This window comes from Nocardia sp. NPDC049220, assembly GCF_040647855.1.
In the GTDB taxonomy this organism is placed as follows: Bacteria; Actinomycetota; Actinomycetes; order Mycobacteriales; family Mycobacteriaceae; genus Nocardia.
This window is the reverse complement of record NZ_JBEZDA010000001.1, coordinates 588,731-613,475: the sequence shown is the minus strand read 5'-3', so window position 1 is coordinate 613,475 and position 24,745 is coordinate 588,731. Positions and strand designations below refer to the sequence as shown.

Annotated in this window: 24 protein-coding genes; 7 read left to right on the top strand and 17 right to left on the bottom strand. The window is 67.2% G+C overall.

The window, feature by feature from the left end; all coding sequences use genetic code 11:
- Positions 1–233 precede the first annotated feature (233 nt).
- From AB0C34_RS02580 to AB0C34_RS02570, 3 genes are all read right to left on the bottom strand, one after another.
- Positions 234–1,268, bottom strand: coding sequence for a methionine synthase (locus AB0C34_RS02580; protein ID WP_357068410.1), 1,035 nt, complete (start codon positions 1,266–1,268; stop codon positions 234–236).
- 147 nt (positions 1,269–1,415) lie between these two features.
- Positions 1,416–2,528: a tRNA 2-thiouridine(34) synthase MnmA gene (mnmA, locus tag AB0C34_RS02575; RefSeq protein WP_357066721.1), complete on the bottom strand. Its 1,113-nt coding sequence runs from the start codon at positions 2,526–2,528 to the stop codon at positions 1,416–1,418.
- Positions 2,528–3,757: a cysteine desulfurase family protein gene (locus tag AB0C34_RS02570; protein WP_357066719.1), complete on the bottom strand. Its 1,230-nt coding sequence runs from the start codon at positions 3,755–3,757 to the stop codon at positions 2,528–2,530. Before AB0C34_RS02570 ends, mnmA begins: the two co-directional genes overlap by 1 nt.
- A 277-nt stretch (positions 3,758–4,034) precedes the next feature.
- Here AB0C34_RS02570 and AB0C34_RS02565 point away from each other — a divergent pair, with 277 nt between their 5' ends.
- Positions 4,035–4,391 carry a hypothetical protein gene (locus AB0C34_RS02565; protein ID WP_357066717.1) on the top strand — a complete coding sequence of 119 codons (357 nt, stop codon included), beginning with the start codon at positions 4,035–4,037 and terminating at the stop codon, positions 4,389–4,391.
- Positions 4,392–4,806: 415 nt separating this feature from the next.
- Here the strand turns inward: AB0C34_RS02565 and AB0C34_RS02560 are convergent, their stop codons facing one another.
- From AB0C34_RS02560 to AB0C34_RS02550, 3 genes are all read right to left on the bottom strand, one after another.
- Complete coding sequence (locus AB0C34_RS02560; RefSeq protein WP_357066715.1) at positions 4,807–5,820, bottom strand: lysophospholipid acyltransferase family protein; 1,014 nt, start codon at positions 5,818–5,820, stop codon at positions 4,807–4,809.
- The gene (locus AB0C34_RS02555; RefSeq protein ID WP_357066713.1) at positions 5,817–6,644 is read right to left on the bottom strand and encodes a GNAT family N-acyltransferase; all 828 of its coding nucleotides are present in this window, start codon (positions 6,642–6,644) and stop codon (positions 5,817–5,819) included. Before AB0C34_RS02555 ends, AB0C34_RS02560 begins: the two co-directional genes overlap by 4 nt.
- Positions 6,645–7,527: 883 nt before the next feature.
- Complete coding sequence (locus AB0C34_RS02550; RefSeq protein WP_357066711.1) at positions 7,528–8,820, bottom strand: NAD(P)/FAD-dependent oxidoreductase; 1,293 nt, start codon at positions 8,818–8,820, stop codon at positions 7,528–7,530.
- A 111-nt stretch (positions 8,821–8,931) separates the two neighbouring features.
- Here AB0C34_RS02550 and AB0C34_RS02545 point away from each other — a divergent pair, with 111 nt between their 5' ends.
- Positions 8,932–9,789: a LysR family transcriptional regulator gene (locus tag AB0C34_RS02545; RefSeq protein WP_357066709.1), complete on the top strand. Its 858-nt coding sequence runs from the start codon at positions 8,932–8,934 to the stop codon at positions 9,787–9,789.
- Between the two features lie 76 nt (positions 9,790–9,865).
- Here the strand turns inward: AB0C34_RS02545 and AB0C34_RS02540 are convergent, their stop codons facing one another.
- Both AB0C34_RS02540 and AB0C34_RS02535 read right to left on the bottom strand, forming a co-directional pair.
- A complete protein-coding gene (locus AB0C34_RS02540; RefSeq protein ID WP_357066707.1) occupies positions 9,866–10,822 on the bottom strand; it encodes an electron transfer flavoprotein subunit alpha/FixB family protein in 957 nt (318 codons plus the stop codon).
- A 106-nt stretch (positions 10,823–10,928) separates the two neighbouring features.
- Positions 10,929–11,714, bottom strand: coding sequence for an electron transfer flavoprotein subunit beta/FixA family protein (locus AB0C34_RS02535; protein ID WP_357066705.1), 786 nt, complete (start codon positions 11,712–11,714; stop codon positions 10,929–10,931).
- A gap of 192 nt (positions 11,715–11,906) precedes the next feature.
- Here AB0C34_RS02535 and AB0C34_RS02530 point away from each other — a divergent pair, with 192 nt between their 5' ends.
- The 3 genes from AB0C34_RS02530 to AB0C34_RS02520 are packed head-to-tail and all read left to right on the top strand — an operon-like array spanning position 11,907 to position 15,618.
- A complete protein-coding gene (locus AB0C34_RS02530; RefSeq protein WP_357066703.1) occupies positions 11,907–12,725 on the top strand; it encodes a class I SAM-dependent methyltransferase in 819 nt (272 codons plus the stop codon).
- Positions 12,722–14,368, top strand: coding sequence for a glycoside hydrolase family 57 protein (locus AB0C34_RS02525; protein ID WP_357066701.1), 1,647 nt, complete (start codon positions 12,722–12,724; stop codon positions 14,366–14,368). Before AB0C34_RS02530 ends, AB0C34_RS02525 begins: the two co-directional genes overlap by 4 nt.
- The gene (locus AB0C34_RS02520; RefSeq protein WP_357066699.1) at positions 14,365–15,618 is read left to right on the top strand and encodes a glycosyltransferase family 4 protein; all 1,254 of its coding nucleotides are present in this window, start codon (positions 14,365–14,367) and stop codon (positions 15,616–15,618) included. Before AB0C34_RS02525 ends, AB0C34_RS02520 begins: the two co-directional genes overlap by 4 nt.
- A gap of 12 nt (positions 15,619–15,630) precedes the next feature.
- Here the strand turns inward: AB0C34_RS02520 and AB0C34_RS02515 are convergent, their stop codons facing one another.
- The 7 genes from AB0C34_RS02515 to AB0C34_RS02485 all read right to left on the bottom strand — a co-directional run bounded on the left by AB0C34_RS02515 (position 15,631) and on the right by AB0C34_RS02485 (position 19,945).
- Positions 15,631–16,176: a DUF1697 domain-containing protein gene (locus AB0C34_RS02515; RefSeq protein WP_357066698.1), complete on the bottom strand. Its 546-nt coding sequence runs from the start codon at positions 16,174–16,176 to the stop codon at positions 15,631–15,633.
- A gap of 90 nt (positions 16,177–16,266) precedes the next feature.
- Positions 16,267–16,785, bottom strand: coding sequence for a DMT family transporter (locus AB0C34_RS02510; protein WP_357066696.1), 519 nt, complete (start codon positions 16,783–16,785; stop codon positions 16,267–16,269).
- Positions 16,782–17,333, bottom strand: coding sequence for a DMT family transporter (locus AB0C34_RS02505; RefSeq protein WP_357066694.1), 552 nt, complete (start codon positions 17,331–17,333; stop codon positions 16,782–16,784). Before AB0C34_RS02505 ends, AB0C34_RS02510 begins: the two co-directional genes overlap by 4 nt.
- Positions 17,334–17,461: 128 nt before the next feature.
- On the bottom strand, positions 17,462–18,211 hold the full coding sequence (locus tag AB0C34_RS02500; RefSeq protein WP_357068408.1) for an acyltransferase: 750 nt from the start codon (positions 18,209–18,211) through the stop codon (positions 17,462–17,464).
- A gap of 317 nt (positions 18,212–18,528) precedes the next feature.
- Positions 18,529–18,879, bottom strand: coding sequence for a DUF3703 domain-containing protein (locus AB0C34_RS02495; protein ID WP_357066692.1), 351 nt, complete (start codon positions 18,877–18,879; stop codon positions 18,529–18,531).
- A 29-nt stretch (positions 18,880–18,908) separates the two neighbouring features.
- On the bottom strand, positions 18,909–19,601 hold the full coding sequence (locus tag AB0C34_RS02490; protein WP_357066690.1) for a cation transporter: 693 nt from the start codon (positions 19,599–19,601) through the stop codon (positions 18,909–18,911).
- Positions 19,601–19,945 (bottom strand): metalloregulator ArsR/SmtB family transcription factor, encoded by a 345-nt coding sequence (locus tag AB0C34_RS02485; protein WP_357066688.1) that lies wholly within the window; start codon positions 19,943–19,945, stop codon positions 19,601–19,603. Before AB0C34_RS02485 ends, AB0C34_RS02490 begins: the two co-directional genes overlap by 1 nt.
- Before the next feature lie 329 nt (positions 19,946–20,274).
- Here AB0C34_RS02485 and AB0C34_RS02480 point away from each other — a divergent pair, with 329 nt between their 5' ends.
- Together AB0C34_RS02480 and AB0C34_RS02475 are read left to right on the top strand one after the other, a co-directional pair.
- The gene (locus AB0C34_RS02480; RefSeq protein ID WP_357066686.1) at positions 20,275–20,586 is read left to right on the top strand and encodes a hypothetical protein; all 312 of its coding nucleotides are present in this window, start codon (positions 20,275–20,277) and stop codon (positions 20,584–20,586) included.
- A gap of 654 nt (positions 20,587–21,240) precedes the next feature.
- Entirely contained in the window at positions 21,241–22,572 is a 1,332-nt protein-coding gene (locus AB0C34_RS02475; RefSeq protein WP_357066684.1) for a PQQ-binding-like beta-propeller repeat protein, read from the top strand.
- A 22-nt stretch (positions 22,573–22,594) separates the two neighbouring features.
- Here the strand turns inward: AB0C34_RS02475 and AB0C34_RS02470 are convergent, their stop codons facing one another.
- Together AB0C34_RS02470 and AB0C34_RS02465 are read right to left on the bottom strand one after the other, a co-directional pair.
- Entirely contained in the window at positions 22,595–23,767 is a 1,173-nt protein-coding gene (locus AB0C34_RS02470; protein WP_357066682.1) for a class I SAM-dependent methyltransferase, read from the bottom strand.
- The gene (locus AB0C34_RS02465; RefSeq protein WP_357066680.1) at positions 23,767–24,744 is read right to left on the bottom strand and encodes a class I SAM-dependent methyltransferase; all 978 of its coding nucleotides are present in this window, start codon (positions 24,742–24,744) and stop codon (positions 23,767–23,769) included. The genes AB0C34_RS02470 and AB0C34_RS02465 overlap by 1 nt, the downstream gene beginning before the upstream one ends.
- Position 24,745 lies beyond the last annotated feature (1 nt).

Below are 24,745 nucleotides of genomic sequence, written 5' to 3'. Positions count from 1 at the left end.
GTCTGTTCCGCACGACGGACAGGCGGCAGGCGCCGCACTGCTCGATCTGCGCGCCCTCGTCGTCGAACCGGGCCATCGCCCGGCCGCGGGCTCGGAATCTTGGTGTCGAGTTCCGGCCTTGCTGTCGCGTGCGGCGCGCCGCACACAGTCGAACTCTGATCGACGCTCGCGGATTCGGCGGCGTCACTCCCCGCGGCCGACCCGCCCATCGTCGAACAAGCAGCTGCCCTATGTCAGGAAAACGAAAGCTCTTCCGGCTCTTCGGCATACGCCCGCGCAACCTCGGTGCACAGTCGTAGCGCCGTGCGTCCCCACGCCAGCGAGGCACCCGCCAAACCACAGGTGGGACTGACCGATACCCGATCTGCCAGCGTCTTCCTGCCGAAGCCGAGGCGATCGACCAGGCGGGCGCCCGGCTCAGCACAGTCGCGCCAGGTGATCGAGGTAGTGGGAGCAGCGGTCGGAACGACACCGAGCACCAGTTGCTTTCCCGCTTCGAGGGTTTCACCGATGCCGTCGAGTTCCCCGGTGCCGATCGTGGCTAGGTCGAAGCCGACCGCGGCGGCAGCGCTGCGCTGCAAAAAGGCCAGTGCGGGCGGCTCGGCACAGCTGTGCACGAGCACGGGCGCCGACTGGCCGGTGATCACCGCGTCCAAGATGGCGAGTGCCTCGGGTCCGGGCACAGCGCGCACGGTGTTCAACACACTCACTCCCCCCAGCGAACCGTCCAGCACCGCGGTCAGCGAAGGTTCGTCCAGTTGCAGGACAACCTGGGCGCCGAGCCGGGTGCGCACCTCGTCGACGTGCTGAGCCAACCCCTCGGCCAGGGATTCCGAAAGATCGCGCACAGCACCAGGGTCGGTGAGCACGCGATGTCCGCCGGGCAACTCCACCTGCGCGGCCAGGGTCAGCGGCCCCGCCGCCTGCACTTTGATCACCCGGCCCGCTCCGGACAGGCCTGCGGTCTCCCACGCTTCTTCCAGCGCGTCCAGATCCGTACGCAGCAGATCGCGAGCTCGGCGTGCGACCGCTCCCGGGCGTGGCGCGAACCGGTAACCCCTGGTCGTGGTGTCGAAAGGCAGGTCGACCAACAGTGCACAGGCCCGGCCGATCAGGTCGGCGCCCACGCCGCGGTCCGGCAGTTCCACCACATGCGGCAGGTCGCCGAGCTCGCCGACGATAGTCGCGGCCGCCTCACGGGGATCGGTACCGGGCCAGGAGCCGACCCCGGTCGCGATCGCACCTCGGATGCGCGCGGGCTCGGACACCGCCTCGGCCGCGCTGTCGTGTACCACGTCATCCGTGCTGGTCTCGTACACCGTCGCCGTACTCCCGTTCGTTCGATTCCTCCGGCACCGGACGTCACCGACGCCGCGGCCCACCGGTCACTTGGTTCCGCGGCCCCGCATCGGGGCTCACCGCGCCGCGTCGGACCCCGCATCACTCGTGACAGCCGTGCGCGTGCCGGAGATGGTTCCGCTGCCGATCACCTCGTCACCCCGCGAGTCCGGCCGGTAGAGCACCACGGCCTGGCCGCGCGCGACACCGGTCAACGGCTCGCGCAGCCGGACGACCACCTCGTCGCCCACTGCCTCGGCGACCGCGGGCGCGGTGCCACCATGTGCGCGCACCTGCGCGACGCAATCGATCGGCACCGACGGCGCGGTACCAGAAGTCCAGATCGCGCGCTCCGCGTGGACGGTCCACACCCGAAGGTCCTGCGCCGAACCGACGCGAACCGTGCCGGAATCGGGATCGATGTCGGTCACATATCGCGGCTTGCCATCCGCGGCGGGACCGGGCAATCCGAGGCCCTTGCGCTGCCCGATGGTGAACCCGTGCACGCCGTCGTGCTCCGCCAGCACCTGCCCGTCGGCGTCGACCACAGCACCGGGGCGGATGCCGATCTTCGCGCCGAGGAACGCGCGGGTGTCGCCGGAGGGGATGAAGCAGATGTCGTGGCTGTCGGGCTTGTTCGCGACGGCGAGCCCGCGCTCGGCGGCCTCCTCCCGAATCCGCGGTTTAGGGGTGTCGCCCACCGGGAACATCGCGCGGGACAGCTGCTGCGCGGTCAAGACAGCCAGGACATAGGACTGGTCCTTGTCTGCGTCTACCGCACGACGGAGCACGCCGTCCGCCAGCCGCGCGTAGTGGCCGGTGACCACCGCGTCGAAGCCGAGCGCGGCAGCGCGATCGGCCAGCGCGGAGAATTTGATCTTCTCGTTGCACCGCAGGCACGGGTTCGGTGTCTCGCCGGCCGCGTAGGCGGCGACGAAATCATCGATCACGTCTTCCTTGAAGCGGTCGGCGAAATCCCACACGTAGAACGGTATTCCGAGCACGTCGGCGGCGCGTCTGGCGTCGCCCGCGTCCTCCTTCGAGCAACAACCGCGTGATCCGGTGCGCAGCGTGCCCGGCGTCGCGGACAGCGCCAGATGCACACCGACCACCTCGTGACCCGCGTCGACGGCACGAGCCGCCGCCACCGCCGAGTCCACACCACCGCTCATCGCGGCGAGTACCCGCATCAGACGCCTCCCTTCGCACCGGCCAAGCCCGCGGCTCTGGCCCGCTCCACCACCTGGGGCAATATCTCCAGCAACGCGTCCACATCGGCGCGAGTCGACGTGTGCCCCAACGAGAATCGCAGCGATCCGCGCGCCTGCCACGGTTCGACGCCCATCGCGATCAGCACATGGCTCGGTGTGGCGACACCCGCGTTGCACGCCGAACCGGTCGAGCATTCGATACCCGCCGCATCCAGCAGCATCAGCAACGAATCACCTTCGCAGCCGGGGAACGTGACGTGCGCGATACCGGGCAGTCGCCGGTCGCCGACCGGTCCGTTGAGCACCACGTCCGGCACCGTCGCACGGACACCCGCGATCAGCGCCTCTCGCAACGCGGTCAATTCGACAGCGCGTACCGGAGATTCGACGACAGTCTGATGCAGCGCTGTGGCGAGTCCGATCGCGGCCGGCGTGTCCGAGGTCCCGGACCGCAGGTCGCGCTCGTGCCCACCGCCATGCAGCAGCGGCACGCACGGCACCTGTCTGCCGAGCAGCAGCACGCCGACACCGTGCGGACCGCCGAGTTTGTGTCCGGCGAAGCTTGCCGCGGAAAGACCGCTCGCACCGAAATCGACCGGCAATTGCGCGGCAGCCTGTACCGCGTCACTGTGCATGGGCACGCCGAATTCCTGTGCCACGGCGACGAGTTCATCGATCGGCTGAATGCCGCCGACCTCGTTGTTCGCCCACATGACGGTCACCATCGCGACATCGCCGGGATTCTCGGCGAGCGCCGCGCGCAGCGCGCCCGGCGCGACTACCCCCTCGGCGTCCACCGGCAGCCAGGTGACCTCGGCGCCCTCGTGCCGCTGCAGCCACTCGATTGTGTCGATCACCGCATGGTGCTCGACCGAACTGGAAATGATCCGGTTTCGGCGCGGGTCGGCGTCACAGCGAGCCCAGAACATGCCTTTGATCGCCAGGTTGTCGCTCTCGGTTCCGCCCGAGGTGAAGACGACCTCCGAGGGTCGGGCGCCGAGATCCGCGGCGATCGACTCGCGGGCCTCCTCCAGTGACCGCCGAGCCGCGCGACCGGATCCGTGCAGCGACGATGCGTTACCCGCCGTGCGCAGGGCAGCAGTCATCGCCTCGATAGCGGCGGGCAGCATCGGTGTGGTCGCCGCGTGATCGAGGTAGACCGTCTGGGGCGCCGCACCGTTGACCGGACCCGAAAAAGCCGACTTCATGACTAGTAAAGGATAGCTGTCACCCGTTGCCGGTTATTCCCGCCCGCCCACGGGCCCGAGATGCGGGCCTTCGCACCGAGGCATCGTGCGCAAATGCCCCGCGAGTACGGAACCGATCCCGCTCTACCTATTGAGTGCACCGTTATATAGCGGTACGTTGTTTAGTGTATTGATCGCTGTCCGACACATCGCTGTCCGGCATATCGCAGCACGGATATCGAGCCCGGAGAACCGAGCGGTCATCCACCGGACGATACAGATGAATGAGGAAGTTCCGATGTACCAAGACACCCACCGCACCCGACGCATACTCGCTCGCGTTGCCGTCGCCTCCGCGCTCGCCCTGATGCCGGTCACCGCGCTCGCGGTGCCCGCCCTCGCTAGCCCGATCGTGCTCGAGCCCGCCGCGCAGATCGACCTGGCCCACGGCGGCCCCGGTCACCGCCACGACGGTCCCGGCAACGGCAATTGGAACCGCGGCCGGCACGACCACAACGACTGGAACCGCGGCCGGCACGACCACAACAACTGGAACCGCGGCCGGCACGACCACAACGACTGGAACCGCGGCTGGAACGGCAACGGCTGGGACGGTGGCTTTCGCGGGTTCCTGCCGCGCACCGGCAGCTTCTGAGCGCACTCGGGCGCCGGGTTCGCCCGGAACCCACGCGCTATAGGCCGCGCTTCCGATGACCGCCCGCCCCTACTCGGGTAGTTCTCGGATGTGCGAACGCGGGGTGGCGAGACCGAATATCCGGACCCGCCGCCCCGCGACCCGTAGTCGTTCAACCGCGGTCGGGAGCCGCAGCGGCCGGGATCGACCAGCGGTGCGGATCGGCTCGCGCTGGTCGCGTGCCGACAGCATGGCGTCGAGAAGCTCGGCGGACCGCCTACCGAAGCCGCCGTGCCACTCGATCTCGCGCGCCGAGACTCGCGGGATATGTTCTGGCGGTCGAGTCGAGACTGCCGAACGCGATCGTCGAAACGATATGGGCGCGACCACGTAACGCCCCGGTAGAACCGGCAATGGATCCCGTCGTCGGGGGTTCCTACCGAGTGACGTCGGAATCCCGATGACCGCGCAAGAGGGGCCGAAGGCGCGGTCGGCGAACCACTTCCGGCGCCTCCGCTGCCACCGATGGATCCTGGACCCGGGTGTTCGCCGCCTCGATCCACGTGACATCCAGCGCACCGTGCCACGATCGCTCCGTTCCACGCACGGCGGCCGCGCAGCGGCGAGCCAGGTCACGCCGATCCGTCCCTGGCTGTTCCTGCGCTTCGAGCACCACCTCCGCGACGATCCCGCGCGAGCGCAGCACCCGTCGTGCCGACGATGCGAAAGTGTCGGCGCCGACGAACCCGGGCACCGTACACTGCGCACCGCGTTGATCCAGATAGCGCAACCGCACCGGCTGGACCGGTGTTGCGGTGTCCACCGCCGCCTGGAACAGCGCGGGCCGCATCGTGCCGTACGCGCGGCCACACCAGGTGGTGCCCTCCGGGAACACCCCGATTCGCTCGCCGGCGGCCAACCGCGCGCCAACGGCGGCAACGACACTCGGCAGAGCCCGCAGGCACTCGCGCTCGATCGGGACGACCCGCATCCGTTTCGCGAGCCCGCCGAGCAGCGGCCAGTCCACCATGTCCGCACGCGCTACGAAACCGAGGGGCTGCACCGACGCCAACGCGACGATGTCGGTCCAGCCGATATGGCCGGCGACAACCAGGACGCCACAGCCGGGGGCGCCGAACCTGGCCCGCGGGCGCGCCGTGCCGACCGCATCGACCACGCGATTGTCGATGATCCGTAACCGTATGCCGAGACACCTGAGCAGCAGGCGCGCGTACCTCCGGTGCAGCAGTTCGCGTTTGGCACGCGGAGTGACGAGGTGCGCGACCGGGAAACTGAGCAGCAGTCCGGCGACCCCGGCCAGTCTTGCGGCCACCCGGCCTGCGCCGACCTGGTCGATCGACTCCAGACAGCCGGGCCCGCACGGACTCGACGGCATCCACGCGTGTGCGGCGGCCTGCGCGGGCGGCGTGTCGAAGACCACGCTCCTCACCGTCCTTCGTCGAGAGTTGCCGCAGCGTCGCGTAACCGGTTGAGATAGCGGGTGTTGATGGTGTCCAGACCGAGTAACACCACGAAGTCGGCGACCGCGAAATCGGGATCGTGCGCGGGCTCACCACAGACCTCGGCGCCGAGGCGTAGGTACCCGCGCAACAGCGGGGGTAGCTTCGGGCGCGACGGCGGCGCCAATTCGTCCAATGTCCTGCCGTCGACGATCACTGGATGGTACGGGCGTACCTGTCGCCGCGGCCCGGCGGCGTGTCTGCCGAGCAGTACGTCACGCACGCCGCGCACGTTCACGCCGGGCGGGTCGGCCGGGGTGTCCTGCATCGGCACCGACACACAGCCCATCACCCAGTCGTAGCCGGTGAGCTGCATGTAGTGCAGGATGCCCGCCCACATGAGGGTCAGTACCGAACCATTGCGATGGTCGGGCACCACGCAGGCGCGGCCCATCTCCACGATCCGCGTACCCGCCGGATCCAGCCGGGTGAGGTCGAATTCCGTTGCCGTGTAGTACCCGCCGGCGGAGGCCACCCTTTCCGGCGGCAGCATCCGATAGCAGCCGACGAACTCGCCGCTGACGTCCTCGCGAACCAGCAGATGGTCGCAATGCTCGTCGAACCGGTCCGCGTCGAGGCCGGTGCCGTTGTCCGGGATGCGGAACCCCGGCTCGTTGGCGAACACGCCGTAGCGCAGCCGCTGCGCGGCCACACGATGCTCCGCGGAGGAGGAGACCACCAGCGAATACCGCGAGCGTTCGGCCCCGGAGTCCGTCGGTCGAGCCGGGGCTGTCAGCACGGACGAAATAGTCATATCCGTGATGAAGCCACCTCGACACTGCGCCGGAGCAACCTCGAAGTGTCGCGGCGATGCCGGTTCGGTGAACGAGACGGCCGTCACACCGACCGTTCACCACCCAGTTCCACTGCGTTCGCCCATCAGCCGCGCAAACGCATCCCCTCCGAACAAGCTGCGCCTGCCGGACAACGCAACCCAACCCACCGCCGACCAACGTGAAACCCAATCACCTGACCGCGGCTTCCATCACACAACCAAACAACACGACACCAAACACGCCGGCCAACACCCGTCCCACCCCAACACCCCTCCTCCGAACACAACGAACACAACCCATTAACCCCACCCGAGTTCCGAGCGAAGCTGTTCAGGGGCGCTGCGCGCTCCGCCGTGGGTGGAGGAATGTGCTGTAGCGGTTGGTGCGTGGTTGCGGGTTGTGATCACTACAACAACGACGGATCGACCCCGCATATCGTCACCAGCCCCTGGTCACCACTGTTCTCGTGACAGCGAGACCGAGCATTACTCATCCGCGGCCATCACTGGCCGCGAACCACCCGCAGGCGCAGCGACATCGAACACCGCCGCGAACGCACACTGCCACGAACTCCGCACCAAACCTGCTCCGCAGCGGCTTCCGAGCAGTGAACTCGAGCGTGCCCGCCCGCGGCCATCAAGTTCCGCGAACGGGAATGCCGCAGATTCCGCGCTGACGCTCCCCATCAAGCTGAACTCCAGCTTCCGAGCGAAGCGAGACCGAGCATTCCCCGTCGCGGCCCGGCTCGCGTCCGAGCGGCCGACGCGCCCGCGACGAAGTCGCAAGCGTCGGCCGCGCTGACGCGGCCCCCAGGGGCCGCGAACGCGCCGCGCCGCGGGCGCTGCCAATCAAACACACCCCTCAGGCGGCAACCTGCTCCGGAACGCGTGTCTTCGTGGGAGTCGTCTTCTCCTCGGCGAAACCAGGACGTCCGGTTCCGATGAACGCGACCAACCACGAGGCGACCGCGGCGAAGCGGTTGCGGAAACCGACGAGGTAGAACACGTGCACCGCGAGCCACATGAACCAGGCGATCACGCCGCGGAAGGTGATGTGCTCGTTCAGTTTCGCCACGGCGCTGAAGCGGCTGATCACCGCCATGCTGCCTTTGTCCCAGTAGGTGAAGGCGGTGCCGGGCTGCTTCTTGCGGCGGATGATGTCGGCGGCGTGCCTGCCCTCCTGCATGGCTACCGGCGACTGGCCGGGATAGCCGTTCAGTGAAGTCATGTCTCCGACGGCGTAGATATCGGCGTAACCGCCGACCGTGAGGTCCGGGTTGATCAACAGCCGTCCGGCCCGGTCGATCTCGACACCGGTGGCCTCGGCCAGTATTTTCGCGAACCCGCCCACCTGCACACCTGCCGACCACACCACGGTCTCGGCCGCGAGGCCGTGCATGACGCCGTCTTTGCTCTTGACGGTGACCTCACCCTGCTCGATGTCGGTGACGAAGGTGCCGAGCAGCACGTCGACGCCACTGCGGGTCAACGACTTCTTCGCGTATTCCGACAGCCCACCGCCGAACGGCGGGAGAACCTCGCCGGCCCCCTCGACGAGGGTGACCGAAACCTCCTGGTGGTAATACCGTTTCGCCAATTCCTTCAGCTGGCCCGCGACCTCGACGCCGGTCGCGCCCGCACCGACCACGACGAAGCTCAACAGCCTGCGCCTGGTCTGTTCGTCTGCGTTCGCGGCCTCGGCGAAGACCCGCTGGATCTGGGTGCGCAGTCGCCGCGCGTCGTCGATGGTCTTGAGCGAGAAGGTCTTCTCGGCGAAATCGTCGCGGCCGAAATAAGACTGGCTGGCGCCGGTGGCGGCGATCAACGAGCCGTAACGGATCCGGTGCCGCACGCCCTCGTTCTCGTAGGTGACGATGGCCCGGTCGGGGTCGATGGCGACCACCTCGCCGAGGCGCACGTCGGCCTGGCGGTGGCGTCGCAGGATTCCCGCGATCGGTGGCGCGATCTCTTCCGACGCGAGCACACCGGTCGCTACCTGGTACAACAACGGTTGGAAGAGATGCTCGGGCGTGCTGGAGATCAGGACATAGTCCACCCCCGACTTCGCAAGCTGTTTGGCGGCGGCAAGCCCACCGAACCCCGATCCGACAATGACGACACCTGCGGTTTCGATCCCCGCATCCATGTATTGCATGAAAGCCTCCTTCTCTCATTACGAACCGTGATCTAGGGGGCAGATATTTCAGGTGTCAGAGCGCATAATTAAGATGACTCTTATCTCGATTCGTAATTAATAGGAGGCGCCGTGGAACTTCGGCAGCTCACCTACTTCGTGGCGGTGTGCGAGGAGCTCAGCTTCAGTGGCGCCGCCGCGCGGTGCTTCATCTCACAGTCCGCGATCAGCCATCAGATCTCCCGGCTCGAACGCGATCTCGGCGTGCAACTGTTCGAGCGCTCGACCCGGTCGGTCGTGCCCACCGACGCCACCGCCCGGCTACTTCCGCTGGCGAAGCAGATGCTGAGCTTGGAGTCGGCGATCCGGGCCGCGGTGCGCACGGTGGGGCCACGAATCCGGCTCGCCGCCAACATGTCCTTCGCGACTCGCTCGCTGTCCGCGATCGCGGGCGCCCGCGCGGCGCATCCGGAAGCGGAGATCGAGTTCGTGATCAAACCGTTCCGCCAGCGCATCACCGCGGTCACCGACGGGGACTGCGATCTAGCGCTGATCCGCGGCCGCGTCGATCAGCCCGGGCTCGTGGTGGAACAGCTCTGGGTCGAGGATCTCGTGATCGCTACGTCCAGCGCTCATCCGCTGGCCGCCGCAGACGTGGTGACCCTCGCGGATCTGAGTTCGTATCCGCTCTTGCTGCCGCCAGAGCAGGAGCAAGTGTTGCTGCACACCGTGATTCGTACCGCGTTCGCCGAGCTGCCCACCGGCCCGACCTTCGGCCCGCCGATCCCGCCCGACCACACCGCGACGATGGAACTGATCAATCGACCGGAGGCGTGGACGGTGCTGTACGCGGAGAGCACGACCGAGGGGTTGGTGGTGCTGCGGCTGACCGAACACAAGTTGCGCATTCCGGTGTCGGCGGTGCTGCGCGCCGACGCCCGGCGCTCACCGATCATGGCCACACTGCTCACCGCGCTGCATCGCTGCTGAGTCCGTCGGCCGGGTCGACCATGCGAACGGCCCCCGGCGGATGCCGGGGGCCGTTCGGGTACACCGCCGTGCGCAATCAGCCCTTGTGCACCTTGACCGCGTCGGTCAGCTGCGGCGCGACCTTGAACAGATCGCCGACGATGCCGTAGTCGGCGATCTCGAAGATCGGGGCCTCTTCGTCCTTGTTGACCGCGACGATGGTCTTCGAGGTCTGCATGCCGGCGCGGTGCTGGATCGCGCCCGAGATACCCAGAGCGATGTACAGCTGCGGCGAGACGGTTTTACCGGTCTGACCGACCTGGAATTGGCCGGGGTAGTAGCCCGAGTCGACCGCGGCGCGTGAAGCGCCGACAGCGGCGCCGAGCGAGTCGGCCAGCGCCTCGACGACCGCGAAGTTGTCAGCGGAACCGACACCGCGACCACCGGAGACCACGATGGCGGCCTCGGTGAGTTCCGGACGGTCACCGGCGACCACCGGCTCGCGGGAAACCACCTTGACGACGCCGTCTTCCTGCGCCGGCACCTCGACGGTCACCTTCTCGCCCGCGCCGGCCTGCGCCGACGCGTCGATGGCGCCGGGACGGACCGAGATCACCGGCACGTCGCCGGTGGCCTTGGCATCGACGGTGAACGCGCCACCGAAGATGGAGTGCACCGCGCTGCCGTCGGATTTCACGTCGATGACGTCGATCAACAGGCCGGAGCCGATGCGAGCGGCGAGGCGACCCGACACCTCCTTGCCCTCGGCGGTGGCGGCCACGATGACCGCGGCCGGGGAGGCCGACTCGGTCAGCCCGGCCAGTACGTCGACCTTCGGGGTCACCAGGAAGTTCTCCACGTCATCGGATTCGGCGATGTAGATCTTCTCGGCACCCGCGGCGGCCAATGCGTCGGCCAGCTTCTCGCCGGTGCCCGCCGCGCCGAGTACGACGGCGGCCGGCTCGCCGAGGGCGCGCGCGGCGGTGAGCAGTTCGGTGCTGACCTTCTTGATCGCACCGTCGGCGTGCTCGACGAGCACAAGTACTTCTGCCATTTGTGTTCTCTCCTAGAAAGTCTCAGATCTCGGGCGAAGCGATTCCGATCACGCAGCTGGTCGTTCAGCCGACCGGGTGTGGTGTCCCGCACGAGCACTGCCGAGATCAGATGATCTTCTGGCCGATCAGGTACTGGGCGATCTTGGTGCCGCCGTCGCCCTCGTCCGCGACCTTCTCGCCCGCGGTACGCGCAGGCTTCGGGGTGGCGCCGGTGACGCTGCTGCCCGCGTTCGAGACGCCGACGGTGGACGGGTCGACGCCGAGGTCGGCCAGCGTGAAGGTCTGCACTTCCTTCTTCTTGGCGGCCATGATGCCCTTGAAGGACGGGAAGCGCGGCTCGTTGATCTTCTCGTTGACGCTCACGATGGCCGGGAGGGTGGCCTCCAGCTTGAAAACGCCGTCGTCGGTCTCGCGCTCGCCGGTGACCTTGTTTCCGTCGACGGTCAGTTTGCGCAGGTGGGTCAGCTGCGGCAAGCCGAGATATTCGGCGATGATCGCGGGTACCGCGCCCGCGCGACCGTCGGTGGCCTCGTTACCCGCGATGACCAACTCGACACCCTCGACCTGGCCGAGCGCACTGGCCAGCACCCAGGCGGTCTGCACGGCATCGGAGCCATGGATGGCCGGGTCGTTGATGTGGATGGCTTTGTCGGCGCCCATGGACAGCGCCTTGCGGATGGCCTCGGTGGCGCGGTCGGGGCCCGCGGCCAGTACGGTGACCTCGCCGCCCTGCGCTTCCTTGATCAACAGCGCCTCTTCGACGGCGCGCTCGTTGATCTCGTCGAGGACGGCGTCGGCGGCCTCCCGGTCGAGGGTGTAGTCACCGTCGGCCAGCTTGCGCTCGGACCAGGTGTCGGGAACCTGCTTGATGAGTACGACGATGTTCGGCATCGGTCTTCGTCGACCTCCTGTTCTGGTTACACGGGTGTGGTGGTCGCACGAGCTCGGCCGTACGTCCGTATGAGTGGCTCAGGGCGTGACATTACCCTACGTTAAGTTACCCATCAGTAACTTGGTCCTCCCCGTCGACAAACCCCACACCGGACAATATGGTGCGCCGGTTGTGCCAGTAACGTCGGAGTGATGAGCGAGGCTGTGATCCCTGCCGCAGTAGGCGACCCGACGAGCATTGCCACCGACCCCCGGACGACCGCCGACACCGTCGAACCGCTGCCGCTGACCGGTGAGCGCACCGTCCCCGGCATCGCCGAGGAGAACTACTGGTTCCGCAGGCACGAGATCGCTTACGCCCGCATGCTGGACCGTTGCGCGGGAAAGACCGTGCTGGAAGCCGGTTCCGGCGAAGGGTACGGCGCCGACATGATCGCTGATGTGGCCACCGAGGTGATCGGCTTGGACTACGACAGCAGCGCTGTCGAGCACGTGCGCGCCCGCTACCCACGGGTGCGGATGCTGCACGGCAACCTCGCCGCTCTTCCGCTGGAGGATGCCTCGGTCGACGTGGTGGTGAATTTTCAAGTGATCGAGCACCTCTGGGACCAGTCACAATTCCTGCGGGAGTGCTTGCGAGTGCTTCGCCCCGGCGGCGAGCTGCTGATCAGCACCCCTAATCGAATCACCTTCTCCCCCGGCCGGGATACGCCGCTCAACCCGTTCCACACCAGAGAACTGCACGCGGCTGAGCTGACGCAGCTACTGGTCGAGGCCGGATTCGAGGTCGCGCGGATGATCGGTGTGCAGCACGGACCACAGCTGCGAGAGCTGGACGTCAAGCACGGTGGATCGTTCATCGACGCGCAGATCCAGCGAGCGCTCGCCGGCGAGCCATGGCCCGCCGACCTGATCGCGGACGTCGCGGGTGTCACGGCCGAGGACTTCGTGCTCGTCGCCGAGAACATCGACGCGAGCCTCGATCTGGTCGCCATCGCGGTGCGGCCTTGACCGACCGCACCGCAGTGCCCGGCGGGCACCCCGCAAGCCCGGTACCGGGCCAGTTCACCTTGGTCCTGCACTCCCACCTACCCTGGCTGGCCCATCACGGCCGTTGGCCGGTCGGTGAGGAATGGCTCTATCAGTCTTGGGCCGCGTCCTACCTCCCGCTCGTCGAGGTGCTGCGAACCCTGGCGGCCGAAGGCCGTTCCCATCTACTCAGCCTCGGTATCACGCCGGTGCTCGCGGCCCAGCTCGATGACCCGCACTGTGTGGCGGGCATGCACCACTGGCTGGGCAACTGGCAGCTGCGCGCGGACGAGGCGGCGATGGCGGGCAACGTCGCGCTCGGCAGGCGGGAACATCGGCTGGCCGCGGCGGCGCTGGCGGAGTTCGAGCTGCGCTGGCGGCACGGCGCCGCACCGGTCTGGCGCGAACTCGTCGACGCCCAGACGATCGAATTGCTCGGCGGGCCGCTCGCGCACCCGTTTCAGCCGCTGCTCGATCCGCGGCTGCGCCGGTATCAGCTCACCGAGGGCCTTGCCGACGCCCGGCACCGCTGGGGCCGCACGCCCACCGGAATCTGGGCGCCGGAATGCGGGTACACGCCAGGCATGGAGATCGACTACGCCGCCGCGGGCGTCACGCATTTCATGGTCGACGGCCCCGCGCTGCGTGGTGACACGACGCTGGGCCGTCCGGTGCATGATTCCGACGTGGTGGCGTTCGGCCGTGATCTGCAGGTCAGCTATCGCGTGTGGTCGCCCAAGTCCGGCTATCCCGGTCACGGCGCCTACCGTGATTTTCACCACTACGATCACAGGACCGGACTCAAGCCCGCGCGGGTCACCGGCAAGACGGTCGCCGGTCCGGACAAGGCCCCCTACGATCCCGAACTGGCTGCCGCTGCGATCGCCCGCGACGTGGACGACTTCGTGCGGACCGTCCGTGAACGGCTGATCACCGAGTCCGCGCGGATCGGGCGGCCCGCACTCGTCGTCGCCGCGTTCGACACCGAACTGTTCGGACACTGGTGGCACGAAGGTCCGCAGTGGCTCGCCCAGGTGCTGCGCGCACTGCCCGAAGCGGGCGTCACCGTCGGCACGCTGGCCGACGCGCTCGACCGCGGGTACACCGGCGAACCGGTGCCGCTGGCGGACTCGTCCTGGGGTTCGGGAAAAGACTGGCGGGTGTGGTCTGGCGATCAGGTGCGGGATCTGGTCGAACTCAACGACGACATCGTGCGGCTGACACTGGACACGATCGACAAGATGCGTGCGGGCGAAGGTAACTCGCCCCGGCTACGCGATCGCATCGCCGACCAGTTGCTGCGCGAGGCGATCTTGACCGTCTCCAGCGACTGGGCGTTCATGGTCAGCAAGGACTCCGCCGCGGGCTACGCGCGCGACCGCGCACACCGGCACGCGCACGCCGTGCGAGAGATCGCCGCGGCGGTCGGAGCGGGGCAGGTCGCCAAAGCCGCCCAGTTGACGGCAGGATGGGAAGCTGCTGACGGGCTCTTCCCCGATGTGGACGCGAGGCGATTCGGCTCCGTGGGGTCCGACGTCAGCGCCACCGGTGCCGTACCCGCCACCGTGCCAGGATCGGGCCCCGCCACCACGGACCCCGGCTCCGCCGCAGAAGGGCTTGCATGAAGATTCTGATGGTGTCATGGGAATACCCGCCGGTCGTGGTCGGCGGGCTGGGTAGGCACGTGCATCATCTCGCCACCGAACTCGCCGCCGCAGGCCACGAGGTGGTTGTGCTGTCTCGACGTCCCTCCGGCACCGACTCCTCGACCCATCCCACGCATTCCTTCATCGCCGACGGAGTGCTGGTCGTCGCGGTGGCGGAGGACCCGCCGGTATTCGACTTCGGCGAGGACATGCTCGCCTGGACGCTGGCGATGGGGCACGCGATGGTGCGCGCGGGCGTCGCCCTGGGCAAGCCGGGTATCGGTGACGGCTGGATCCCTGATGTGGTGCATGCACACGACTGGCTGGTCGCGCACCCCGCGATCACACTGGCCGAGTACTACGACGTGCCGTTGGTTTCGACCATCCACGCGACCGAGGCCGGCCGGCACAGCGGCTGGGTCGCCGGCAAGGTCAACAAGCAGGTGCATTCGGTCGAGTGGTGGCTGGCCAACGAGTCCGACGCGCTGATCACCTGCTCGTCGTCCATGCAGGACGAAGTGGAGCGGCTCTACGGGCCGGAACGGATCCCGATGACGGTGATCCGCAATGGCATCGATGTGGGCGCCTGGACCTTTCGACCTCGCTCCCCGCGCACCGGCCCCCCGCGACTGCTGTACGTGGGCCGGCTGGAATACGAAAAGGGCGTCCAAGACGCGATCGCAGCGCTGCCCAGGATCCGCCGCGCGCATCCCGGCGTCACGCTGACCATCGCAGGCGTCGGCACTCAGTTCGACTGGCTGCGGGAGCGCGCACGCGTACATCGGGTGGCTCGCGCGGTCACCTTCGCCGGACAACTCGATCACCAGGAGTTGCTCGGCTGGCTGCATGGCGCCGACGCGATCGTGTTGCCGAGCCGGTACGAACCGTTCGGCATCGTCGCGCTGGAGGCGGCCGCCGCAGGCACCCCCCTGGTCACCTCGACGGCCGGAGGCCTCGGCGAAGCCGTGATCGACGGCGTCACGGGCGCATCCTTCGCTCCCGCCGACGTAGACGGCCTGGTCGAGGCGGTTCGCGCGACCCTGGACGACCCCGCCGCAGCCCAGCAGCGGGCCTATACCGCCCGGGAACGGCTCACCGCCGATTTCGCCTGGGACATGGTCGCCACGGAAACCGCTCAGGTGTATCACTCGGCCAAACGCCGGGTCCGCAATCCGCTGGGCCGCCCGACGATTGTCGAACGCCCACTGCCGGAACGGGATCCGAAGTAGCACGCGCTCCGATCAGGCCGCCAGCTTCTTCACGATGCGCTCGATGGTGAGCCAGGTGCGGGTTGTGATGTCCTTGCCGTATGTCTTGTCCAGCCATGCCATGAAGTTCGGTGTCTTGCCCGGCTCACTGTTGTCGATCACCGCGAGAAACGCGCGGGCCGCCTTGTCGTAACCGACGATCCGGGTCAGCGGATCCGGCTGATCGGGCAACACGGGCGGCGCCTTCGCCCCGTCCTTGAGAAATGTCGCGATCAGATAGGTTCCGCGTCCGTGTGTGAGTCCGGGAAACGGGTCGGCGTCCAGTAGAGCGCGCAATTCGCCGTAGCTGCGGATGATCGTACCGCCGCCGATCCCGAGTTCCCGAATCAGCGCCTGCTGGATGCGCTGCTCCAGCGCGGCGACGTCGGTGTCCGCACTGCGGAACACGATATTGCCGCTGGCCAGCACTGACGCGACGCCCTCGAACCCGAGCCCCTCGAACACCGCGCGCAACTTCGCATTGCTCATATTCGGATTGCTCGGCGCGATCCCGCGCAACAGCGCGGCGTAGCTGTTCATGTCGGAAAACCTACCCAATTCCTCCGACATCCGAAGCGTGCGTCGCGGATGCCGACGCCCACAGCGTCACGTCCGGGCGGTCCGACCCGGTCAGTATCGGGCCATCAGGTAGATGCCGATCGCGATCATCACACATGCCGCGAAGCGCTGTGGGCTTGCCTTGCGGCGCGGAAATCCCATCAGCCCGAAGTGATCGAGCACCACGGCCATGACCATCTGTCCGGCGATGATGAGGGCATTGAACGTGCTGACGCCGACACCCGAGGCCACCGCGATCATCGCGAAGATCGCCGCCCCGCCGAGCAATCCGCCGAACGGCGCCCACCGAGGCATGCTCTTGACGTCGGCCAGGCTCGGCCAGACCTTGTGGGACGAAACAGCAAGGGAAATCAGGAGAAACACAGTGAAACCGGTGAACGCCACCGCGTAGGAGATCACGCCGCAGAGCCAGACGTTCTCCAGCGCCAGCTTCAGCGAGTTCTGACACCCCGCTTCGACGGAACGCAGTGCGCCGCCGACGAGGATGAAGGCGAAGACGACCGCGGTCATCCTCGGGGACAGTTTGGTACGTGTCTTGGATACGGGTGCCTCAGCGGTGCTCGTCGTCACAGCGAATGTCCTTCCGATGTGGAGGAGAGGTCGATGCGTTCCCGATCAGGCTCCGCCGCATCGCGTGTCGTGGCGGACTCTTCGGACGAGCCTCTGGCCACGAGATAGATCGAGAAGGTGATCAGCGCACACGCGACGAAGCGCGGAAAAGTCGCGGAGCGCTCCGGAAATCCCATGAGCCCGAAGTTGTCCATGATCAGCGCTACGATCATTTCCCCTATGATCACCAGCGCGCTGAAGGTCGCGACACCGACATACCGGGCCACGGCGATCATGCCGAGAACGGCGGCCCCACCCATGAGGCCCCCGAACGGCGCCCACCACGGCATGTGCCGGACATCGTCGAGACTGGGCCACGGTGTCTTCGACGAGAGCGCGAGGAAGATGGAAAACCCGGTCAGCGCAACCGCGTACGAGATCACGCCACAGAGCCACATGTTCTTGAGGGAGTCCATCAGCGTGTTTTGACAACCCGCTTCGACCGACCGCAGCGCGCCGCCGATCAGGATGAACAGGAAGACGAGTGCCAACATGATAGTGGTCGTCATGGGGAGACGCGCCCTTCACTCGGGTCACAACACGCTCTCGTGGTCGAGAACGTCGTAGCCCCAGTAAGATACCGCTATATAGCGGCACGTTCAATAGTGGCGCGTCTTTGGGCGGCGGAACCGAGACGCTAGGCCTTCTGGGTCGCCCCATTCTTCTTGCGCTCGATGTCTTCCAATGCCGCAACATATTTGGCGCGATCCTCGGCGCCCGCCTCCCAGGCGGTCTTGCGGTTCTTGACCACCTTCGCCGGCGCGCCGACGGCGATGCTGTAATCCGGGACCTCACCCTTGACCACGGCATGCGCGCCGAGCACACAGCCGCGGCCGACGCGCGTCTCGCGCAGCACGGTGACTTTCGCGGCGATCCAGGTGTCGGGGCCGATGCGGACCGGGCTCTTCACGATGCCCTGATCCTTGATCGGCATCGTGATGTCGTCCATCTTGTGGTCGAAATCGCAGATGTAGCACCAATCGGCGACCAACGTCGATTCGCCGATCTCGATGTCGAGGTAGGTGTTGACGACATTGTCCTTACCGAACACCACCTTGTCGCCGATGCGCAGCGAACCCTCATGGCAGCGGATCGCGTTGCCGTCACCGATGTGCACCCAGCGGCCGATTTCCATCCGGCTCAGCTCCGGGGTCGCGTGAATTTCGACTCGCCGCCCCAGGAACACCATGCCGCGCAGCACGATGTGCGGGTTGGCCATGCGGAACTTGAGCAGCCGGTAATAGCGGACCAGATACCACGGCGTGTAAGCGCGGTTCGCGAGCACCCAGCGCAGCGACGACAGCGTCAGAAATCGCGCCTGCTGCGGATCACGGCGACGCGATCCGCGCCAGCGCGCGCGTAACGGCGCGCCCCACATGCTCGTCACGAACGGCTCTCCTGTCGTGTTACTAAGGGCCGTCGCCCACCTCGACGGCGACCAGTCAAGCCTATCGCCCGAGGCGAGCCGGTAGCCGACCACCCGCGACGAGTGTCGAAACGCCTGCACACCCTGCCAAGTGGTGAAACAAGGCCGCCCATAGGCAGCGCGACCCCAGTGCGCCGGCCTTCCATGCCGAAACGCGGTGGCCTATCACCCGCAACGATGGCTGTCGGCAGTCAGTCCGCAGCCATGTATCCGGCACTCACTTGTCGGGTTCGCCAAGAGTGACGGCGGTGCTGACGCCTCGGTTGGGCTCACCCGACTCAGGTGGCAGCAGGGCGGAGCAGGGCCGCGAGATCCGGTGGGATCGACATCGGCTGACGCAGCCCGACGCCGGCGCGGCCGGTGTTGCCTTCGGGGTAGCGGCCGGATAGCGAGCCGGGGGCGGCGACGATGATCCGAACGACCTGACCGAAGGCTTCGCGCCGGTCGCGTTGCCGCACGGCCAGGGCGAGCATGGCGACATGATTACCGGTGTGCAGCCATGGATCGGGCTGGGACAGGATGTGCGCACGCTCGAGACGCGCCCACCGCAGGTCGTCGTCGCCCGCGGTCTTCGCGGCCGCCATCTCCTGTCGGTAACGGATGCGGGCCGCGTGCGGGATTCGTGGCATAACAGGTCCTTTCGACCATCCGGTGGAGGTCAGTCGCAATAGTCGCAGTCAGTTCCGGCGGCACCGAGCACGACCGGCGCAGCACAGCAGGTGTCGCCGCTCCAGGCGTTGAGCCCTTCCCGCACCGCGATCACAGCGATCACCAGCGCGGCGATCGGATCGGCCCACGACCAGCCGAATAAACTGTTGAGCAGCAGCCCGACCAGGAGCACCGCGGAAAGATAGGTACACAGCACGGTCTGCTTGGAGTCGGCCACCACGGAAGCGGATCCGAGTTCACGTCCGGCGCGACGTTGCGCGGCCGACAGCACCGGCATGATGACAAGACTTGCGGCCGCAAGGGTGATCCCGACCGGGGAGTACTGGGCCTCGCCCAGGCCGAGCAGCGCACGGATCGAGTCGATAACGACGTAGGTGGCGAGGGCTGAGAACGAGAACGCGATGATCCGCAGCGCAATCTTCTCCCGCCGCTCCGGATCGCGGCCGGCGAACTGCCACGCCACCGCGGCTGCCGAGGACACCTCGATCACCGAATCCAGCCCGAACCCGATCAGCGCCGTCGATGACGCCCGGGTCCCCTCGGTCAGGGCGATGATCGCCTCGATCACGTTGTAGGAGATGGTCGCGGCGACAAACCACCGAATTCGTCGCGCCAGCACCACTTTACGATCCGGACTCGGACCGAACGCCGACGGCACCGTGGGCATACCGAGCGAAGCCATCAGCAGCACCCTTCGACATCCGACACCGGACAACAGGCCGGATCGACCGCCAGCACCAACCCGAGCAGATCATCGAGCGCTGCCGCGATGCGAGCGTCGGCCAACTCGTAGCGGCTGCGCCGACCCTCCGGGACCGCGACCACCAGCCCACACCCGCGCAGGCAGGCCAGATGATTGGACAGAATCTGCCGCGATACCCCGATCCGGTCGGCCAGTTCCGACGGATAACCCGGCGCTGTGCGCAGGTTCAACAGGATCTGGGTGCGGGTCGGGTCCGACAATGCATGCCCGAAGCGGGCCAGCGCGTCACTCTGCGACAGCGTCTCCACATCCCGATAATACATGGAAAACTGTATCCAAAAACCAGTGAACTATGACCCTCGCCTCGGCATAACGGCGTCTCCACCCGGCACCGGCCGCTCGCGCTACCGGGCCGTGCGGTTGTGCAGCCATGTCACCGGCCGAGACCGACGGGTAAACCGTAGCCACCGTTCGTCTCCGCATGACGTTCCGCACAGTCGAGGCGGCCACTATCCACTCCCCGATGATGAGCCGCTACACAACGGTACGATGGCTGCCGTTCGAGGGGATTCGCCCGCGCGCGCGGGCGCGGATTCCTCGGACATCCGAGCGGTCACTGATCGACCGCTGTGCACAAGTGAGGAAGTACCCCATGACTCAGAAAATTCACCACGACAACGGACAGTCCCGCCGCGTGCTGGCCCGCATCGCCATCGCGGGCGCGCTCGCGCTGGCGCCGGCGACGGCGCTGGTGGCCCCCGCCTTCGCTACTCCACTGGTGCTCGAGCCCGCCGATCAAGCCGAGACGCCTACCCCCGGCGCTCCGATCCACGGCGGTGGCGGTAGCGGCCACCTCTCGCACAGGCACGGCGGTTCCGGTAGCGCTCATCTCTCGCACCGGCATGGCGGTACCGGGAGCGCTCACCTGTCGCACGGCTTGCCGTCCACCGGAAGCGCGTTCTGAGCCACTGCGACATACATCCGACGGCCACAGTTTCAGTTCGAAACGCCACGGAGACTGCTGTCGCGGGCGTGACAACAGCTCGCGGCCCGCGGCTATCGAACAGTTGCAGTGGTATCGGACGTTGGTGACAACGTGTCGAGCCGGCACAGCGGAGACCTTCGGCCGGAGTGCGAGCTATCGACGAACGCAATCCGGTTCGGAGGTGTTCGTATCCCACCATGCTCCGTCAGCGAAGCCGGGCAGTTCTGTTCGGCCCGTTGTGTCGTGCGGCCGGGTGGCCGCAGCGCCGGACGGTCCAACTAATCGGAGACCTCGCAGGCCCACCCACCGCACAGTCCACGCCGGATAACGCATACCGAACTGCGCTTCATCCATGGTCTGATCTCGTGCCACTGACGACATGCCCGCCTCAGCAACCCGGGTGCGCAATGGGACGCGGGCGCACCCCGAGCCGCGACGTGTGTTGCCTCGCGTCCGGGCCGAAAACGATGCTGGTAGGCGCGATGGCCTGCTTGCAGGCCGACCCACCGCCTCCCGTACAGTGACTCGTGCGCTGGCGACGGCGCCCCGAACTCGCCGGTGAAAAGACCGATCCGGGACTGTGGTTCGACACCCTCGGTCGCGTACGGGCAGATGAAGACAGGAGTACGGCAGGTGCGAAGCGGCGGCGTACTGGCTACTTCCCTGTGGCGACCGTCCCGGATACGTGCTGCGGCCGTACTGGCCGCGGTCGGCGCACTGGCCTTGTCCGGCTGCGGCACCGACGTCGACGACATCACCGTCGGTCCCGGCACCGGCTGGCCCGCGGCCTACCACGACGGCCACAACAGCGCCGCAAGTCCGATCACCGGCGCACGGAAAGTCGCGCTGAGCTGGTCGCGTCCGATCGGCGGACCGATCGCCGAGGCGGTCACGATCGGCCCCGATGGGCAGATCTTCCTGACCACACGCACCCCTACCTGCGCGATCTTCTCGTTCCAGATGTCCACCGGCCGCAAACGGTTCTGTAACAAGCTCGAACCGAACGCGATCTCGTCGCCCTCGCTGGTCGACGGGATGACCAATGTCTACATCGGTGACGACAGCCATGTAACCTCCTTCAACTACCTGGGGCAGCCCCGCTGGAGCACGACGGTCGCCGGAACGCCGGTCTCACTGCAATTCACCGGCGACGGAACGCTGATCACGGTTACGCAATCCGGTCAGGTCGATGTGTTGTCGCGTCAGACGGGTGAACGCCTCGCACCGACGGTGCAGTTGCTCGGCGAGCCGGACTACCTTGCCCACCCTGACCTCACCTGGCCGGCAGCCGGCCAGGGCTTGGACGACTGCCGTACTGGAGGGCCGCAGTGCCCGGTCGCGACCATCTCCGCCGTCGATGCCGCGAGCGGCCGCTTTTTCGTGACACTGTGGCAGCCGGGCAAGCCGACCGCAGCTCTGGTCGCGCTCCGCTACGCGAACAACAAGATTCAGCAAGAATGGCGTGCCGACATGCTGTCGGGAGGCAGCGCGACCAGCCCCGCCCTGTCGACGGACGGCAAGACCGTCTACGTGGGCGACAACAGCAAGCGCCTGATCGCCGTAGACACCTCCGACGGGCGCACCAAATGGGTCCAGCCCTTGGAATGGGCGCCGCGCGGTGGTATTTCGGTTTCCAGCGACGGCCTGGTTATTCCCTCCGGCGACGAAGGCTATCTACTGGCCCTCCGCGACAAGGGCGATGTGCCGGAGATCGCTTGGGAGCGTAAAGATCTCGCACTCCGCGGCACACCGGTTCAGACCGCGGGCGGCACCGGGTACACCACCGCCACCATCGGTGACGGCCTCAACCTCATCACCTTCGACACCAGTAGCGGCGCCACCATCGACTCGGACGTCCTGCCTGATGCCGCGGGCGCCACGACCGGCACCTCCGTCAGCGCCAAGGGTGAAATCGTCGTAGCCACTCGAATCGGCGAGCTCTTCGCCTTCGTACCGGAGCCCTGACCAGCCCACCCCGGCCGTGTCGTCATCGCGGCGCGACCGCGATACAGACGAAAACGGTTGCGGCGCGGCCGATTCGCGTGATCACCAACGTGTACGACTGGGTGCCGGTCGGCTTCAAGCGGCGACGCAACTGGTCAGGGTCTACGTCGACACCCCGCACCAGGATCTCGAGTGCCCCACAGTCACGACGCCGCAGTTCTGAACGCAGCGTCTTCTCCCGGAATTCCAGGCGGTCGACAATGCGGAACCCGCGGGTCCCGTCGGGGACCCGATCACCGGTGAGATAGGCGATACGTGGGTCCAATTGCCACAGACCGTGTTTCGCGGCGTAGTGACGGACCAGGCCCGCACGGACGACGGCGCCGGCGGGGTCGATGATCCACTCCCCCGGCGCCTGTTCGGGAATGTCGTCGGGGTCGGCATCGGTGAGCGTGAAAGATGGCCGGTTTGTGGCGGATACGGTGGCACGCCGGGTGATGTCGGCGTCCGTCAATCCCGGCGACCACAGACATGCCTCGCGTACCGCGCCATCCAGCGACACCACTTCGATTTCGCCGGCCCAGCCGAGTCGGTCGAAATCCAGTCCGGGAGCACACTTCACGACCAGATCGCGGCCGGGATAGGCGTTGAGCAGATCCGGTAGTGGCGGCTGCAGCTTCGCCGGGTCGTGGGTGCGCCGACCATCGGCGCGACGCGCCGGATCGGCCACCACCACGGTGCCGGTGGTCACCGGGACGAGCGCGTCGGCCCTGGCCAACAAGACGTTTCGATCCCCGGTCAGATTATGCGCGGCCATCGACAGCCGCACGTCATCCAGATCACTCCCGATCACCGACGGGCAGACTCGCGCCAGTTCGACAAGTTCCGCGCCGATCGAGCAAGTGACGTCGTGCACGGCCCGACCCGTCAACCGTGCTGCCCGTTGCCGGGCCACTACCGTCGGGGTGGCCTGTTGCAGGGCGTCATCAGTGAACAGCCACTCCCCTGCGTCGACCAGCTTTGCGCCCGCCTTGCGGCGCAACCGCACCGTATCGAGGAGGGCGGGCGCCCACGCACCGTGCTCGCGTCGCACCCGCTCCAGATCGCGCAGGTGCGACGCCGGAGTCAGCTCCAGCCGGTCGACCTCGGCCAACGCGGCACGACCCGCCGCGCTGGCGAGGAACGCGACATCCTCGCGACGGAAGCCGTAGCCCACTATTTGCCGGAAACGCCCGGCTTCACGCCGGTGATCATGGCGTTGTAGAAGAACCGGCGCGGCACCACGCGGCGCATGATGTTCTCGTCGACCCAGCTCAGGCCGAGCCAGGCACGATACATCGCCATCCGGTAGCGCCAAGTGAGCTTCTCGGCGGGCACCGCGGCTTCGAACGTGCGCACCGGCCAGCCCCACAGCGCGGCGGCGAACTCCTCGGTGTTGGCGGCCACGTCGACGGCGCCGGCCGAACGGGCCATGGTCTCCAGGTCACGCGGGTCGAAGGTGTGCAGGTCCACGACCGCCTCCAAAGCCGCGGCGCGCGAAGATTCGTCCAGTTCCTCCTGCGGACGCCGCCAGTCGCTCAGCACCGGCAGCTTGGTGACCGTGGTGGTGGCATTCCAGGTCATCCGACCGAGCCAGCGCGCATAGAAGTTTCCGACCGTGGTCGGCTCGCCCGCGAAGACGAATCGCCCGCCCGGCTTGAGCACGCGCAGACATTCCTTCAGCGCCAACTCGACGTCGGGAATGTGGTGCAGTACCGCGTGGCCGACCACCAGATCGAAGGTATCGTCCTCGTAAGGGATGGTCTCCGCGTCCGCGACGCGGCCGTCCACGTCCAGCCCGAGGTTCTGCGCGTTGCGCAGCGCGACCTTGACCATGCCGGGCGACAGGTCGGTGACCGAACCCGATTCGGCCACGCCCGCCTGCATCAGATTCAGCAGGAAAAAGCCGGTGCCGCACCCGAGTTCGAGCGCCCTGCCGTACGGCAGCGGGGCCTGGCCGACGGCGAGGTCGAACCTGCCGCGCGCGTATTCGATACAACGCTCGTCATACGAGATCGACCATTTGTCGTCGTAGGTCTCGGCTTCCCAGTCGTGATAGAGCACCTGGGCCAGCTTCGTATCCTTGAGCGCTGCGGCTACCTCCGCCTCGGTGGCATGCGGGTTCGGCGCGGGGTCGTCGGGACGTACCGTCATG